This is a genomic window from Bradyrhizobium sp. HKCCYLRH2047, assembly GCF_051168175.1.
GTDB lineage: Bacteria > Pseudomonadota > Alphaproteobacteria > Rhizobiales > Xanthobacteraceae > Bradyrhizobium.
Genome location: NZ_JBNPUM010000006.1, coordinates 125,007 through 140,980, shown reverse-complemented (window position 1 = coordinate 140,980; position 15,974 = coordinate 125,007). Strand labels below are relative to the sequence as shown.

Annotated in this window: 14 protein-coding genes; 2 read left to right on the top strand and 12 right to left on the bottom strand. The window is 65.3% G+C overall.

All coding sequences use genetic code 11. The features are described 5' to 3' along the window. Positions 1-186: 186 nt before the first annotated feature. On the top strand, positions 187-1,491 hold the full coding sequence (gltA, locus tag ACQR1D_RS16360; RefSeq protein ID WP_315799743.1) for a citrate synthase: 1,305 nt from the start codon (positions 187-189) through the stop codon (positions 1,489-1,491). 372 nt (positions 1,492-1,863) lie between these two features. Then, positions 1,864-2,529, top strand: a complete 666-nt coding sequence (locus ACQR1D_RS16355; RefSeq protein WP_434893437.1) for a phosphatase PAP2 family protein — start codon at positions 1,864-1,866, stop codon at positions 2,527-2,529. Positions 2,530-3,101: 572 nt separating this feature from the next. Here the strand turns inward: ACQR1D_RS16355 and lpxB are convergent. The 12 genes from lpxB to pyrH all read right to left on the bottom strand — a co-directional run bounded on the left by lpxB (position 3,102) and on the right by pyrH (position 15,920). Continuing rightward, positions 3,102-4,295, bottom strand: coding sequence for a lipid-A-disaccharide synthase (gene lpxB / locus ACQR1D_RS16350; RefSeq protein WP_434840115.1), 1,194 nt, complete (start codon positions 4,293-4,295; stop codon positions 3,102-3,104). Beyond that, positions 4,292-5,146: an LpxI family protein gene (locus tag ACQR1D_RS16345; RefSeq protein ID WP_316181304.1), complete on the bottom strand. Its 855-nt coding sequence runs from the start codon at positions 5,144-5,146 to the stop codon at positions 4,292-4,294. The genes lpxB and ACQR1D_RS16345 overlap by 4 nt, the downstream gene beginning before the upstream one ends. Before the next feature lie 4 nt (positions 5,147-5,150). Further along, positions 5,151-5,960, bottom strand: coding sequence for an acyl-ACP--UDP-N-acetylglucosamine O-acyltransferase (gene lpxA / locus ACQR1D_RS16340; RefSeq protein ID WP_434840116.1), 810 nt, complete (start codon positions 5,958-5,960; stop codon positions 5,151-5,153). Between the two features lie 29 nt (positions 5,961-5,989). After that, complete coding sequence (gene fabZ, locus ACQR1D_RS16335; protein WP_315799738.1) at positions 5,990-6,448, bottom strand: 3-hydroxyacyl-ACP dehydratase FabZ; 459 nt, start codon at positions 6,446-6,448, stop codon at positions 5,990-5,992. Further along, entirely contained in the window at positions 6,448-7,515 is a 1,068-nt protein-coding gene (gene lpxD, locus ACQR1D_RS16330; RefSeq protein WP_434840117.1) for a UDP-3-O-(3-hydroxymyristoyl)glucosamine N-acyltransferase, read from the bottom strand. Before lpxD ends, fabZ begins: the two co-directional genes overlap by 1 nt. 135 nt (positions 7,516-7,650) lie before the next feature. After that, positions 7,651-10,191 carry an outer membrane protein assembly factor BamA gene (bamA, locus tag ACQR1D_RS16325; protein ID WP_316217877.1) on the bottom strand — a complete coding sequence of 847 codons (2,541 nt, stop codon included), beginning with the start codon at positions 10,189-10,191 and terminating at the stop codon, positions 7,651-7,653. Positions 10,192-10,365: 174 nt separating this feature from the next. Further along, positions 10,366-11,517 (bottom strand): RIP metalloprotease RseP, encoded by a 1,152-nt coding sequence (gene rseP, locus ACQR1D_RS16320; RefSeq protein ID WP_434840118.1) that lies wholly within the window; start codon positions 11,515-11,517, stop codon positions 10,366-10,368. A 39-nt stretch (positions 11,518-11,556) separates the two neighbouring features. Further along, positions 11,557-12,780 carry a 1-deoxy-D-xylulose-5-phosphate reductoisomerase gene (gene dxr, locus ACQR1D_RS16315; protein ID WP_434840119.1) on the bottom strand — a complete coding sequence of 408 codons (1,224 nt, stop codon included), beginning with the start codon at positions 12,778-12,780 and terminating at the stop codon, positions 11,557-11,559. A gap of 41 nt (positions 12,781-12,821) precedes the next feature. After that, on the bottom strand, positions 12,822-13,709 hold the full coding sequence (locus tag ACQR1D_RS16310; protein ID WP_434840120.1) for a phosphatidate cytidylyltransferase: 888 nt from the start codon (positions 13,707-13,709) through the stop codon (positions 12,822-12,824). Then, a complete protein-coding gene (locus tag ACQR1D_RS16305) occupies positions 13,706-14,464 on the bottom strand; it encodes an isoprenyl transferase (RefSeq protein WP_315799732.1) in 759 nt (252 codons plus the stop codon). The genes ACQR1D_RS16310 and ACQR1D_RS16305 overlap by 4 nt, the downstream gene beginning before the upstream one ends. Positions 14,465-14,476: 12 nt before the next feature. Continuing rightward, positions 14,477-15,040, bottom strand: a complete 564-nt coding sequence (gene frr, locus ACQR1D_RS16300; RefSeq protein WP_315799731.1) for a ribosome recycling factor — start codon at positions 15,038-15,040, stop codon at positions 14,477-14,479. Between the two features lie 163 nt (positions 15,041-15,203). After that, a complete protein-coding gene (gene pyrH, locus ACQR1D_RS16295) occupies positions 15,204-15,920 on the bottom strand; it encodes a UMP kinase (protein ID WP_316181314.1) in 717 nt (238 codons plus the stop codon). Positions 15,921-15,974: the final 54 nt, after the last annotated feature.

Genomic DNA, 15,974 nt, shown 5'->3' with positions numbered 1-15,974 from the left:
GATGTTTGGGCCGAAGGACACTAGTAAGCATAAGATTCCAGTACGGTTTCGGATTTGACCTTCTTAAGCTGTTGGCAGCGACAGTGACGCGAATGTCAAAGCCACCGCACTAGATAAAGTCCACCCGCCCTGCCATCTCTCACAAAGAACAAGGGCCAAGCCTAACGATCTCATCGGGGACAAACGATGGACGCAAAATCCGCAAGCAAGACCGCGACGCTCACCGTCGGCAACAAGAATTTCGATCTTCCGATCCTGAGCGGCACCGTGGGTCCCGACGTCATCGACATCGGCAAGCTCTACGCCCAGACCGGGATGTTCACCTATGATCCCGGCTTCACCTCGACCGGCAGCTGCCAGTCCAAGATCACCTATATCGACGGCGACGCCGGCGTCCTCGAATACCGCGGATATCCGATCGAGCAGCTCGCCGAGAAGGGCGACTTCCTGGAGACCTGCTATCTGCTGCTGTACGGGGAGCTCCCCACCAAGGCCCAGAAGCAGGATTTCGACTATCGCGTGACCCACCACACGATGGTGCACGAGCAGATGTCGCGCTTCTTCCACGGCTTCCGCCGCGACGCGCATCCGATGGCGGTCATGGTCGCTTCGGTCGGCGCGCTCGCCGCGTTCTACCACGACTCCACCGACATCAACGATCCGAAGCAGCGCATGATCGCGTCGATGCGGATGATCGCGAAGATCCCGACGCTGGCGGCGATGGCCTACAAATACACCATCGGCCAGCCCTTCGTTTATCCGAAGAACTCGCTGTCCTTCGCCGAGAACTTCCTGAACATGTGCTTCGCCGTGCCGTGCGAGGAGTACAAGCCGAACCCGGTGCTCGCCGACGCGCTCGACAAGATCTTCATCCTGCACGCCGATCACGAGCAGAACGCCTCGACCTCCACGGTGCGCATCGCCGGCTCGTCGGGCGCCAACCCGTTCGCCTGCATCGCCGCCGGCATCGCCTGCCTGTGGGGCCCGGCGCATGGCGGCGCCAACGAGGCTGCGCTGAACATGCTGGCCGAGATCGGCACCGTCGACAAGATTCCGGAATTCATCGCCAAGGTGAAGGACAAGAACAGCGACGTGCGCCTGATGGGCTTCGGCCATCGCGTCTACAAGAACTACGATCCGCGCGCCAAGATCATGCAGAAGATGTGTCACGCGGTGCTCAAGGAGACGGGCCACGCCGACGATCAGATGCTCAAGGTCGCGCTGGAGCTGGAGAAGATCGCGCTCAGCGATCAGTACTTCATCGACCGCAAGCTCTACCCGAACGTCGATTTCTACTCGGGCATCACGCTGAAGGCGATGGGCTTCCCGGTCTCCATGTTCACCGTGCTGTTCGCGGTCGCCCGCACCGTCGGCTGGATCAGCCAGTGGAGCGAGATGATCGAGGATCCGCAGCAGAAGATCGGCCGTCCGCGCCAGCTCTACACCGGCGTGACCACGCGCAGCTACGTCGAGATGGACAAGCGCGGCTGATCGCGCCCGCCGCGAGACATCAAATCACCAAAGGCCCGTCCAGCACGCTGGATGGGCCTTTTTCGTTACGGCTGGATGCTCTTGCGCCGAAGCTTGGGATGCGTCGCAAAGATCGGCAACGCGGCAGTCCCAACCGTCGATCGGCGAACCGATCAGCAAGACGGGGGGACGGCGCCGGGGCGTAGCCTCTCGACGAGGACCGTCTCGGGCTGATGCTGGAGACATGATCATGTGGGACCGGGCATACGACGACGCCGCGGGCGGCAGGGTTAACCAAAATCGCATGTTCTGCTTGCTGCCGATTGACGCAGTCTGCGAGGGATGGCTGTCCCGCAGTTATATTTAGGCTTGGCTAAGGAGATGACTGGCAATTTGGATCAGGACCTGTTGCTTGGAATAAACGCGCTCGCCGGAACGCATGCCGGTCTCTATGAGCTTGCGACCAATTCCCTGTTCAGAGGAATTCCGATATTCGGCTCGCTTGTCGCGCTGTGGTTCGTGGACGATTGTGCAAAGCGCCGGAGTCGTATGCTGGCAGGACTGTTCGGAGTCTGCTTGGCGACGATGCTGTCTGTCTGGCTCCAGTTTCACGTCTTTGTCCACACGCGTCCTCTCCTGGACCCGGCGCTTCATGTGAACTCCGTCGCCGTACCCTGGAGCTGGGACCGCCAGAGTTCGTTTCCCAGCGACACCGCGACGTTGTTCTTCGGCCTCGCGACGGTGGTGTTCATCGAGAACAGATGGGCTGGATGGCTTTGCTTTCTTTGGGCGACCGTCGTCGTTGCGCTATCCAGGGTCGCCTTTGCGTTTCACTATCCAAGCGACGTGATCGGCTCGCTGGTCCTTGGCGTAGCATTCGTCGTGCTTTTCACCAGGCCTTCATATCCGCGCGTCGTCATCGAACGTATGCTCGTTACTCTCGGCAACCGCATGTATCTGGTGCATGCATTCCTTTTCGTTTTTTTGGCCGAAGCCTCAAATTTGTTTCTGAGCTTGGAACAGCTCGGAAAAGACCTCGTGCGAATGGTGCACTCGTAGAGCTTCGAGCCGCGGAACAAAGGCCGACTGCCGATTGAGCCGCGACAGCCCGTTAAAAGTGTCCAAGGCAACGGACGCGCTCACACGAACGACCAGCTTTCTTGTGGAGCAGTTGAAGTGAGCGACTCGGCGAGCCGCCGTAGGTGGGCAAAGCGGTCGCCGCAAGGCGGCAGCAGGCCCACCGTCGCGCGGCGCGTTCTGTCGGCGAGTCCGCTGGACTCATCGCCTATCCGTCGGCGGCACGCCAATCGTCGGTCGCCAACCTTGTGGACGTCGGGCTGCGTCGCTCTGATCCCGCGGCGTAACGCGGCATACCTCGCACGGCTGCGTCGAAGGCCACACGGATGTCAGTTTGGCTGAAATTCCGGTCCCATAGCTCTGTCATCAAGGTGCCGATGATCTCGTTCAGCGGCGCAGGCAAACTGTGAGGGTTTCGCGCAGACAATTCCGCGCATCGCAATGCGAACGTGTACGCGGCATCGGCGCATTGTCCCTCCCAGGGGAGATCGTCTTGGTCGACCATCGTTTTACACCTCTCGCGGCGCTTAGACTGTAGCTCGGACTCGACCTGATTAGTTCCCTGCCCGTCCCCCGCGCATCGTCTCCAGCACGATGTCGGCGGCGCGCATGCTCGGTGACGATGCGCCGGTCGACATGATGGCGTCGAGGCGATTGAACGCCTCGACCTGACGCGCGCGGATCGGGCCGTTGCTCAACAGATCCGCCAGCACGGGCGCGAGATTGTCGGCGATGCAGGCCTCCTGCAGGAATTCCGGGATGACGTTGTCGCCGATCACGAGATTGGCGAGGATCACGGATTGGACCTTGATGAGCCGTCGCAGGATGAAGGCTTCGACCTCGCCGACCCGGTAGGCCGTGACCATCGGCACGCCCGAGATCGCGAGCTCAAGCGTCACGGTGCCCGACTTCGCAAGCGCTGCGTGGGCGCTACGGAAGGCGGCGCGCCTCTCCGTCTCGACGGTGACGATCTGCGGCGCGATCTGCCAGTTCGCCACTCCTGCCCTGACCGCGGCTTCGAGATGTGGCGTGGTCGGCACCACGGCCTCGAACGCGATGTCCTGCGCGCGCAGCCGCGCCAGCGTCTCGCCGAACACGGCGATGTGCCGCGCGACCTCGCTGCGCCGGCTCCCCGGCAGCACGAGAAGAACCGGGGGCTTGGCGTCGCGACGTTGCTGCTCAGCCGCATTCGGCCGGAGCGTTGCAAGCTGCTCGATCAAGGGATGGCCGACATAGGTGCAGGGCGGGCCGCCAAGCCTGCGGAACGCCTCCGGCTCGAACGGCAGCAGCCCCAGCACATGGTCGACATAGCCGCGCATCGCCCTGGCACGGCCCGGCCGCCACGCCCACACGGTGGGGGCGACGTAGTTCACGATCGGAATCGTGGCGTCGCGGGCATGAACCTTCTTCGCCACCCGCTGGGTGAAATCCGGGCTGTCGATGATGACGAGCACGTCGGGCTGAGCTGCAACGATCGCGTCCACCGTGCCGCGGATCAGGCGCAGGATCTTCGGCAGCTGCTTCAGCACCGCCGCGAAACCGACGATCGAGAGCTCCTCGATCGGAAACAGCGAGGCGAGCCCCTCGCGTGTCATGCCGCGACCGCCGACGCCGGAGAACTCGACGCCGTCGCCGAGCCGCTGGCGCAGCACCTTCATCAGGCTGGCGCCGAGGCGATCACCGGACTCTTCGGTCGCGACCAGGCAGATCCTGCGCATCGCCGGGCCTGCCGGAGGCCGGAACGTCACGCCGTGACACCCGTGATGAACACGCCTGCCCGGTCGGCGGCAGCCACCGTCTCCTGGGGATCGGCGAGCAGGGTATAGGCGGCAGCCACGGCGACTCCGGCGAGACCCGCGGCTGAAAGCCCCTCGACGGTGCGCGGCCCGATGGTCGGCAGGTCGTAGCGGAGATCCTGGCCGGCCTTGGGCGCCTTCACCAGCACGCCGCGCCCGGCGGCAGCACGAATGCGGCGATCGGCACGCAGCCGCGCCACGCGGGCCAGCAGCCCGTCGGTGCCCTCGATATCCTCGAGCGCAACGACGTGGCCGTCGATCACGACCACCGCCTGCCCGACATCGAACGGCGCCATGGCGCGGAGCACGGACATTCCTTTGGCGATGTCTCCGGTCACCAGATCGGTGGGCCCGCTCCGGGTCAGCCGCCCTTCGGGCACGAGCAGATTGGGGGCGACGTCCTTGACGCCGATCATGTGAAAGCCGTGGCGCTCGAAGATGCGGCCGACGCCGGACAGCAGATGATCGTCACCGCCGCGAAAGGCCGACCAGATGTAGGGCAGCTCGCGCAGCGTGCCCCAGTCGAAGCGGATCTCCGACACGGCCGGACGAACGAGATTGCCGATGAACATGAGATCGCGGACGCCCTCGGCCTTCAGCAGCTTCAGGGCATTGCCGAGCTGCCCGAGGCCGATCCAGTGATGCCGGAAGCGCGCCAGCGGCTTTGGATCGCAGATGCCCTTCAGGGCGAACAGCACCGGCGTCTGGCCGCGCGCGACGATGGCGTCGGCGACCGCGAAAGGCAGCACCCCGCCCGCGGCGATCATGCCGATCGGCGGAGAGGTGTCGGCGGCGGGCGCCATGGCGCTACGGCTCGATGGCCGGCCTGCCGATCTCGGGCAGGCACAAGGCGCGATGTCGGCCGCCATCGATGAAGGCGAGGATCTCGGCGATGGCGGGATCCTCGCCGGCCATTGGCCGCACGGCCGCCAGCCGCTCGGCGAACACGCCGGGGCCGTGGAACAGTTTCTGATAGAACGCCCGCACCGTGGCGAGGCGCTCACGGGTGAACTTGCGGCGCTTCATGCCAATGACGTTGAGACCTTCGAGCGCGGCATACTGGCCGTTGGCGAGGCCATACGGAATGATATCGCCGCGTACGCCGCAGACGCCGCCGACCATCACGCCGTGGCCGATGCGGGTGAACTGATGCACCGCGGACAGGCCGCCGATGTAGACGGCATCACCGACCTCGACATGGCCGCCAAGTGTGGCCGAGGTTGCGAAGATGACGTTGTCGCCGACCACGCAATCGTGGGCGACATGGGCGTTGTTCATGAAGAAGCCGGCATTGCCGACCTTGGTGAGACCGCCGCCCTTGGTGGTGCCGATGCTCATCGTCACGCCTTCGCGGAAGGTGCAGCCGGAGCCGATCTCGAGCCGATGCGGCTCGCCGCGATAGCTGAGATCCTGCGGCGCGCCGCCGAGCACGACGAAGGGCGAGATCACGTTGTCATCGCCGAGCGTGGTGTGGCCCATGATCTGGACGTGGCTGATCAGCTTGCAGTTGGCCCCGATCACGACGTTGGGGCCGACGATGCAGTAAGGACCGATCACGGTCCCCTCACCGATGACGGCGCCATCCTCGACGCGTGCGGTGGGATCAATCTTGCTCATTTCGACGCAATCAACTTTCTACCAGTCCGTCAGTCGGTCAGCATCGCGCCGACATCGGCCTCGGCGACGACGACGCCGTCGACCTTGGCATCGCCGTGGAACCACCACATCGTCTTGCGCCGGCCAATCGAGCGCATGTGGTACTCGATGGTCTGGCCGGGCAGCACGGGCTTCCGGAACTTGCACTTGTCGATGGTGAGGAAATACACCGCGCGCGGCTTTTCCGTGCCCTCGACCGACTTGATGCCGATCACGCCCGCCGTCTGCGCCATGCCCTCGATCATCAGCACGCCCGGATAGACCGGCCGTTCCGGGAAATGGCCCTGGAAGCACGGCTCGTTGAACGAGACGTTCTTGACGCCGATGCCGCTGTAGTCGGCCCGGATGTTCTTCACGCGGTCGATCAGGAGAAACGGGTTACGGTGCGGCAGCGTCTTCAGAATCTCGTTGATGTCGATGTCCGCAAACCTGATGGGTGACTCGTCCATCACTCCCGCCCCTCGTCCCTGTTCGCCGCCGTCTGATCGCGCACCAGCCGTTCCACGGCGACGATCTCGCGGAACCACTGCTTGGTCGGCTTGGCGAAGAAGCCGCCCCACCGGCCGTTCGGCGGAATGTCGTCCTTGACGCCGCTCATCGCGGTCACTTGGGCACCATCGCCGATCGTCAGGTGATTGTTGATACCGACTTTCGCTCCAAGCGCGACGTTGTCGCCGATCGTGAGGCTGCCTGCCAGCCCGATCTGGGCCGCCAGCAGGCAATGCCGCCCGATTGTGACATTGTGGCCAATCTGCACCTGGTTGTCGATCTTGGTGCCCTCGCCGATGACCGTGTCGCGCAGGCTGCCACGATCGATCGTCGTGCCGGCGCCGACCTCGACGTGGTTCTGGATCAGCACCCGCCCGGTCTGCGGCACCTTGGTGTGCCCATCCGCGCCGAAGAAGATGAAGCCGTAGCCGTCCTGGCCGATGCTGCAGCCGGGATGGATCAGGACGTCATTGCCGATCAGCGCGCACTGAATGACGGTGCGGGCGCCGACATTGCAGTCGCGACCGATCTTGACGTGGGGGCCGATCACCGCACCCGCACCAACGATCGTCCCCGAGCCGATCTCGACATGGGCGCCGATCACCGCCAGCGGCTCGACGATGACGCCGTCCTCCAGCCGTGCGGTGGGATCGATGATGGCTTGGGGCGAAATTCCGTCGTCGCCGAACCAGGGTTGCGGCCGCAGTGCGTCGGCATGGAACTCACGCGCAAGCTGCACGAAGGCGCGGAACGGCTGATTGGCGCGGACCACCGCGACATGGGACGGCACGCGCGCCTCGAATCGGGGACTGACCAGGCAGGCGCCCGCCTTGGTCCCGGCGAGCTGGTCGGCGTATTTGAGGTTGTCGAAGAACGCCAGATGCATCGGGCCGGCCTCGTCGAGCGACGCCAGTCCCTTGATCACCTGCTCGCCGCGGGACGGGTCGACCAGGGTCGCCTTGGCGGCGGCTGCGATCGCCGCCAGCGTCGTGGGCGGCGGCGATTGGAAGAAGGTCGGCTGGGCCATTCCGTCGTACTCTCGGGACAAGTCGTACTCTCAGGACAAAAAGTCAGAGCCCGGCTCCGGTGTCCCGGAACCGAGCTCCCATCTCTTACACCGGCGGGGTTGGTCGACGCCAACCCGGATTCGATCGGCCCAGGCTCAGAACGAGGTACCGCCGCCGAACCGGAATTCCTGCGTCCGGTCGAACTGACCCTTGGTGAGCGGGATCGCGTAGTCGAAGCGCAGCGGACCGAACGGCGACGCCCACACCAGACCCACACCGACCGAGGTCCGGACCGTATTCTGGTCGTTGAACTGCAGGCCAAGGCAGGTGCCGGCATTGTTCGGATTACGCGACGGCGGCTGACAGCCGGCCACATTGACCTCGCCGGTCTGGGCCCACGACGTCGGCCCCTGGTAGCCCCACAGGCCACCAGCGTCGGCGTAAACGGCACCCTTCAGACCAGTCTCCTTGGGCAGGAACCAGAACGGCATCTGCAATTCGAGCGAAGCGCCCCAGTACTTGGTGCCGCCCAGCGCATCCTGGGTGCCGAACGGATTGATGTCACGCGGACCAATGCCGTTCGGAGCGAAACCACGAACCAAGTTCGGACCCATCTGGAAGTGATCGAGCATGCGCAACTGCGTGTTGCCGATCTTGTTCAGGATACCGCCCTGGAGGTGGACGATGCTGACGATGTCCGACACCAGCGGGGTGAAGTACTTCGCATCGAAGGCGGTCTTCAGGTACGACACGTCGCCGCCAACACCCGCGAAGTCCTGCTTGAAGTCGACCAAGAGGCCGTCGGTCGGGTTCTTGGTGTTGTCGAGCGTGTTGTAGTTCAGCGTGTAGCCGAGCGCCGAGGTCAAGGTTGCGCCGTTCGCCAGCTCCTGACGGACCGGCAGCGAGGCCTCGCCGTTGGCGAAGCAGCCGAGGCCGCCGTTCGGATCGGCGATACCATTGGCATTGATGAAGGCCGGGGTCGGGTTGAACGGCACGAAGCGGTTGCCGATCATGGAACCGGCGGCAACGTTGTTACAGTCCGACAGCGTCGCCGGCAGCGAGATCTCCTGGCGGTAGATCGAGTAGCGCAGCTGCAGCGACAGGTCCTCGCGCAGCTGGAAGCCGAGGCGCGGGCTGAAGCCGAGCGTCTTGGTGCCGTAGGAGATGAAGTTGTTGGCGAGCTGCTGGCGCTGATACAGGTCGAGGCCCAGCGCAACCCGGTAGTCGAGCAGATAGGGCTCGACGAAGGACAGCGAGTAGCCGCGGGCGAACTGGCCGTAGGTCACCGACGCCTTGGCGAACAGGCCGCGGCCGAGGAAGTTGCGCTCGGAGATCGAGACCTCGGCCAGCGCGCCGTCCGTGGTCGAGTAGCCGCCGGAGATCGAGAAGTCACCCGTGGATTTCTCTTCCAGGTTGACGTTCAGGACCACGCGGTCGCTCGACGAGCCTGGCTCGGTGACGATCTTCACGTCCTTGAAGAAGTCGAGGTTCTTCAGGCGGCGCTCGGCACGGTCCACCAGGGCGCGGTTGTAGGCGTCGCCCTCGGAGATGTCGAACTCGCGGCGAATGACGTAGTCGCGGGTGCGGGTGTTGCCGCGAATGTTGATGCGCTCGATATAGGTGCGCGGGCCCTCGTCGATGGCGAACACGACCGACACGGTGTGGGCCTCGAAGTTGCGATCACCGCGCGGGCGGACCACCGCGAACGCGTAGCCGCGCCGCGAGGCCTCGATCTGCATCTCCTCGACCGATTTCTCGATGTTCTCGACATTATAGAGCGAGCCGACGCTGACGCGCGAATAGCCGCGCAGCGTGTTGCCGTCGAGCGTCGCGATCGACGACTGGAAGTCGACCGAACCGACCCGGTACTGCTGGCCTTCCTCGATCTTGAAGGTCACGAGGAAGCCCTTGCGCTCCGGATCGTACTCGCTGAGCGCGGCCACGACCTGCACGTCGGCATAACCGTTCTTCAGGTAGAAGCGGCGAATCAGGTCGCGATCGGCCTCGACACGGTCCGGATCGTAGACGTCGCCCGAGCCCAGGAAGCTCAGGAGGTTGGTCTCGCGGGTCTTGATGACGTCCTTGAGGCGATAGGACGAGAAGGCGTTGTTGCCGACGAACTCGATCGACTTCACGCCGGTCTTGGCGCCTTCCTCGATCGTGAAGATCAGGTCGACGCGGTTGTTCGGCTGCTCGATCATCTCCGGCGTGACGCGCACGTCGTAACGGCCCGAACGGCGGTAGATCTCCGCAATGCGCTGGGCGTCGGACTGCACCATCGGGCGCGAGAGCGTGCCGCGCGGCTTCGACTGCACTTCCGCCTGGAGCTGCTCGTCCTTGACCTTCTTGTTGCCCTCGAACGCGACGCGGCCGATCACCGGATTCTCGACGACGGTCACGATCAGCCGCCCACCCTGGCGGTTGATCTTCACGTCCGAGAACAGACCGGTCTCGATCAGCGCCTTGAGGCCGTCATCGACCCGGCCGGCGTCGAGCGTCCCGCCGGGGCCCGGCTTGAAGTACGAGCGGATGGTCTCCAGCTCGACACGGCGGTTGCCGACCACTTCGATCGAGTTGACCGTCTGCGCCGCAGCTGGCGACGAAAGAACCACGCTCGCCAGCGGCAAAGCCACCGGTCCGGCGAACATGATAAAGGCGGCCGCCAAGCCCCCCCGCACCCGCAATCCGAACTTCATGCGCTACGCGCCCTTATATTCCGTTGCCGGTTCCGTACCCCTACGAACCCGACAGATTCCCATTTGTCGTTCGCTTGTAGCCAATTTGGACCCGACGGCAAACGCCGGATCTCTCTGAATTTTCAAATTCGTTTCAAAACGTTGCCTAACGGCCACGTCGTAAAAAAGCCGCGCTCAGGACCCGGCGAGGTGAAGGATATCGTTATAGGTTGCAAAGACCATGAGCATGAGGACCAGCCCGAGGCCGATTCGGAACCCCATCTCCTGCGCCCGCTCCGACAGCGGCCGGCCGCGGACGGCCTCGACCCCGTAGAACAACAGGTGTCCGCCATCGAGCAGCGGAACCGGGAACAGGTTCAGCAGCCCGATCGAGACCGACAGCGTCGCGCACAGCTGCACAACGAACTGGAAGCCGAGGCTGGCCGCCTGTCCCGAGAGTTGAGCGATTCGGATCGGACCGCCGACGTCGCCGGCACTCCCGGCGCCCGCGAACAGCGAGGCGATGAACTTGAAGGTCGTGGAGATGATGAACCAGACCTGCTCGAAGCCGATCTTGATCGATTCGAGGAACCCGACCGGGATCGACCGCGATTCGTCCGGCTTGGCGTTGTACTGGATGCCGAGCACGCCGATCCGGTGGCTGTTGCCGAACAGGTCCTTGACCTCCTTGAGCGCCGGCGTCGCCTTGAGGGTGAGTTCCGTGCCGTCCCGCTTGACCAGGAAGGACAATTCCGTGCCGGCGCTGACCGAGACGACGCGCTGCATGTCGGCGAAGGTCTCGATCGACCGGCCGTCGATGGCGGCAATGATGTCACCGTCCTTGAAGCCGGCGGCGGCCGCGACGCTGTCCGGCTGCACCGCATCGACCCGCGGGGTCGTGTTCGGCTTGCCGAAATACAGCGCCATGCCGGCGAAGATGATGACCGCCAGGATGAAGTTGGCGATCGGGCCGGCCGCGACGATCGCGGCGCGCTGGCCGACGGTCTTGTGGTGGAAGCTGTCGGCGCGCTCCTCGGCCGTCATCTTCGCGAGCGCCTCGGCCGACGGCGTCGAGGCCTCGGATTCGTCGCCGAAGAACTTCACGTAGCCGCCGAGCGGGATCGCCGAGATCTTCCAGCGGGTGTTGTGGCGGTCGTTGAAACCGATCAGTTCTGGGCCAAATCCGAGCGAAAACGTCAACACCTTCACGCCGGCCCAGCGTGCGATCAGGAAATGGCCGAGCTCGTGGAAAAACACCACGATCGTCAGCACGAACAGGAACGGGACGATGTAGCCGAGAAGGCCGTGGCTCAAGGTATTGAAGATATGGTGGAAAAATTCGGACATCGATGACCTTCCCGACGGGCCAGCGGCCCATCCAACCCGTTAAGATGCTTTTGCGGCGATTTGAGGCAAGAGGCCCGCGGCCCTTTTTCGCGCATCATGGTCAATGGCGATGGCGTCGTCCGCGGACGTCAGAGGTGCCAAATTACCTGAGCGCGTCCAGCTCTCGAGGGTCGCCTCGACCAGGCGGGCGATCGCACCAAAGCGGATGTGGCCGCCGATGAAGGCCGCGACGGCGACCTCGTTGGCGGCATTGAACACCGTCGTCGCACCGCGCCCGGTGCGCAGCGAATCGTAGGCCAGCCGCAGACCGGGGAACCGCTCGAAGTCCGGGGCCTCGAAGGTCAGCGTGCCGATCTTGGCGAGATCGAGTCGGGCCGACGGACCCTTGATGCGCTCCGGCCAACCTAGGCAATGGGCGATCGGAATCCGCATGTCCGGCGCGCCGAGCTGTGCCACCACCGAACGGTCCGAGAACTCGACCATGCCGTGGACGATGGACTGCGGGTGCACCAGGACGTCGATCTCGTCGGGCGACAGCGCGAACAGGTAGGACGCCTCGATCACCTCGAGGCCCTTGTTCATCATCGAGGCCGAATCGATCGTGATCTTCTGGCCCATGCTCCAGTTCGGATGCTTCAGCGCCTCGGCCAACGTCGCCTGCTCGATATCGGCCGGCGCCCAGGTGCGGAACGGGCCGCCGGAGGCGGTGATGATCACCCGCACCAGCTCCTCGCGATTGCCCGAGGACAGCGCCTGGAACAGCGCGTTGTGCTCCGAATCGGCCGGCAGGATGCAAGCGCCGGCCCGGGCGGCCCGCTCCATGAAGAAATCGCCGGCACAGACCAGGCATTCCTTGTTGGCGAGCGCCACGGTCGCGCCGCGGTCCACTGCGGCGAGCGCCGGCTTGAGGCCAGCGGCGCCGGAGACGGCGGCCATGACCCAGTCGGCGGGACGGGCTGCCGCCTCGATGATGGCGCTCTCCCCTGCCCCGCATTCGATCCCGGTGCCGGCCAGCGCATCGCGCAGCTCGTCGAGGCCGGCCGGATCGGCCACCGCCACGAAGCGCGGGTTGAACTCTCGGGCCAGCTTCACCAGGCCCTGGACGTTGCTGTTGCCGGTCAGCGCCTCGACGCGGTAGCGCTCCGGCGCGCCGCGCACGAGGTCCATGGTCGAATCGCCGATCGAGCCGGTGGCGCCGAGCACGGTGACGCTGCGCATCTCCGCGACACCGGCCTTGTTGTTCCGCAATGGCACTGCGCTCATGTTCTCACCAAACATTATCGACCGGTCGGCTGCGCCGACGGTCACCAAACCAGAAGACCGCGGCCGACCCCATCGAGGCCGCCGCGCAGCAAACCGAGCAATGCGGCGACGACGATGGCCGCGACATAGCCGTCCAGGCGATCCAACAGGCCGCCATGGCCGGGAATGATGTGACTGGAGTCCTTGACCCCGAAGTGCCGCTTCACCGCAGATTCGGCGAGGTCGCCGAGCTGCGAGACCACCGACAGCGTCGCGGCCAGCATGAGCGTCGTCACCAGTCCGCCGGCGCCGGCCATCGACCAGGCGGCCGCGGCGACGAGGCTGGCGGCGAAGCCGCCGACTGCGCCGGCCCAGGTCTTGTTCGGGCTGATCCGCGGCGCGAGCTTCGGCCCGCCGATGCTGCGGCCGGCAACATAGCCGCCGATATCGCTGGCCCAGACGACGAGAAACACCAGCACCAGCGCGTGCCATCCCTCGGCGGCATCGAAGCGCACCAGCACCGAGCCGAGCTCGGCCGCCGACGCATAGGCGAAGCCGGCGGCCACCCAGGTGCGACGTCCCGCAGCAAGCGCCGTAGCGGCGACCAGGCCGAGCCCGAGCACGACGACGGCGAAGTCGAGCAGGCCATAGGCGCAGCAGACGCCGGCAATGCCGATGGCCAGGGCTCCGGCCGTGCCGACGCTGGCGGTGCGGACCTCGCCTACCACCATCAACCATTCGAGATACAGGCCGACCGCGACCACCGTGACCAGAGCGGTCCAGAACATGCCGCCGGCATAGGCGGCGCCGAGCGCCAGCGGCACCAGCACGAGTGCAGCCACAACCCGCATCACCAGATTGCTGGTTGCGGCCTTTTTCGGCTGACCGGCATCATTGCGCTGCGCGGCGTTGGCGGCGTCTCCCACGGCTGCGGTATCCGGTTTGGTCACGAGGCGGTTTTCGCCGCGAGGCCGCCGAAGCGGCGTTCACGCCGGCCGAACTCGGCGATCGCACCCTCAAGCGCCGCCTTATCGAAGTCGGGCCAATGGATCGGCACGAACACCAGCTCGCTATAGGCGGCCTGCCACATCAGGAAGTTCGACAGCCGCTGCTCGCCGCTGGTGCGGATGATGAGGTCGGGATCGGGAATGTCGGGCGCATCGAGATGGGCGCCAATGGCATCGGCATCGATCGACGCCGGATCGCGCCGACCCTCGGCGACCTCGCGCGCCAGCCGCTGCGCCGCGCGCGCGATCTCCTGGCGCGAGCCGTAGTTGAAGGCAACCACCAGCGTCAACTTGGTGTTGCCCCGGGTGAGATCCTCGGCTTCGCTGAGAAGCGCGCAGATGTCGGGCTCGAGCCCGTCGCGCTCGCCGATCACCCTGACACGCACGCCGTCGCGATGCAGGGTCGCGAGATCGTTGCGGATGAAGCGGCGCAACAGGCCGAACAGGTCGCCGATCTCGCTGGCCGGACGCGACCAGTTCTCGGACGAGAACGAGAAGATGGTGAGATAGCGGATGCCGAGCTCATGCGAGGCACGCACCACGCGGCGCAACGCCTCGACGCCGCGGCGATGCCCTTCCGCGCGCGGCAGCCCGCGGGCCGCAGCCCAGCGGCCATTGCCATCCATGATGATGGCAACATGGGCCGGTGCGTCGGACCGGTCCGGCGCCTCCGTCACCGGGGCCGCGGCTTTCGACATCAAGCGCATCCTTCAGACGGTGAGGATTTCCTTTTCCTTCGCCGCCAGCAACTGGTCGATCTCGGAGATCACGCTGTCGGTCGCCTTCTGCACGTCGCCGGCGAAGCGCTCCTGATCGTCCTCGGACATCTCGTGATTCTTCTCGAGCTTCTTCAGCGTATCGAGACCGTCGCGGCGCACGTGACGCACGGCGACACGGGCAGCTTCCGCATATTTGTGCGCGACCTTGACCAGCTCCTTGCGCCGCTCCTGGTTGAGCTCGGGAATGCGCAGCCGGATCACCTGGCCTTCGGTCGCGGGCGACAGGCCGAGGTTGGAATCGACGATCGCCTTCTCGACGGCCTTGACCATGGAGCGGTCCCAGACCTGCACCGAGAGCAGCCGCGGCTCGGGCACGGAGACGGTCGCGAGCTGGTTGAGCGGCATGTGCGAGCCGTAGGCCTCGACCTGGACCGGCTCCACCATCGATGCCGAGGCGCGGCCGGTGCGCAGGCCGCCGAGCTCGTGCTTCAGCGCCTGGGTCGCGCCCTGCATGCGGCGCTTCAGTTCGTTGAGGTCGAAATTGCCCGTGCTCATCACGCTTTCCTTTCTGCAATCCGGGGGGCCTGCGGCCGGCTCTGCCGGGCCTCGAAAGGCCTGCGGTCGGACTTGGGCGACTCCCGGACGAATTCCTGTCTCGCTTACGCTTCTACCGCAGGCTCGAAGCCGGTCCAACACCGGCCGCCAGCGGCGCCGCGGCTCACCCCGCGACGATGGTACCGCGCCCTTCGCCCCGCAACATCGCGCCGATCGAGCCCGGTTCGGCAATGGAGAACACAATGATAGGCAGCGATGTTTCCCGGGCAAGGGCGAATGCGGTCGCGTCCATGACCTTGTAGCCGCCTTCGATGGCCTGCGAATGCGTCAGCCGGTCGAAGCGCTTGGCGGCCGGATCCTTCTTGGGATCGGCGCTGTAGACGCCGTCGACGTTCGTAGCCTTCAGCACGGCCTGGGCGCCGATCTCGGCGGCCCGCAAGACCGCCGTGGTGTCAGTCGTGAAATAGGGATTGCCGGTGCCGCCCCCGAGCACGACGATACGTCCCTCGGCCAGCGACTTGTGCGCCGCAGCGCGCGTGAACAGCTCGCACACTTCCGGCATGACGAACGCCGAGAGCGCCTGCGCCGGGGTGCCCTTGCGCTGGATGGCGGCTTCCAGCGCCAGGCAGTTCATGACGGTGGCGAGCATGCCCATGGTGTCGCCGGTCGGACGCGACACGCCCTGCGACGAGACCTCGACGCCGCGCACCATGTTGCCGCCGCCGACCACGACGGCGATCTCGATGCCGAGCTTCTGCGCTGCGATGAGGTCGTCGGCGATCCGATCGACGGTCGGCTGGTCGATGCCGAAGGAATGAGGGCCCGCGAGATACTCGCCGGACAGCTTGACCACGACGCGACGATAGACCGGCTCAGCCATGTGCCAATGCTCTCCTATCCCGCGCGTTGATATCCGGCGCGAACGCCGCGCCGG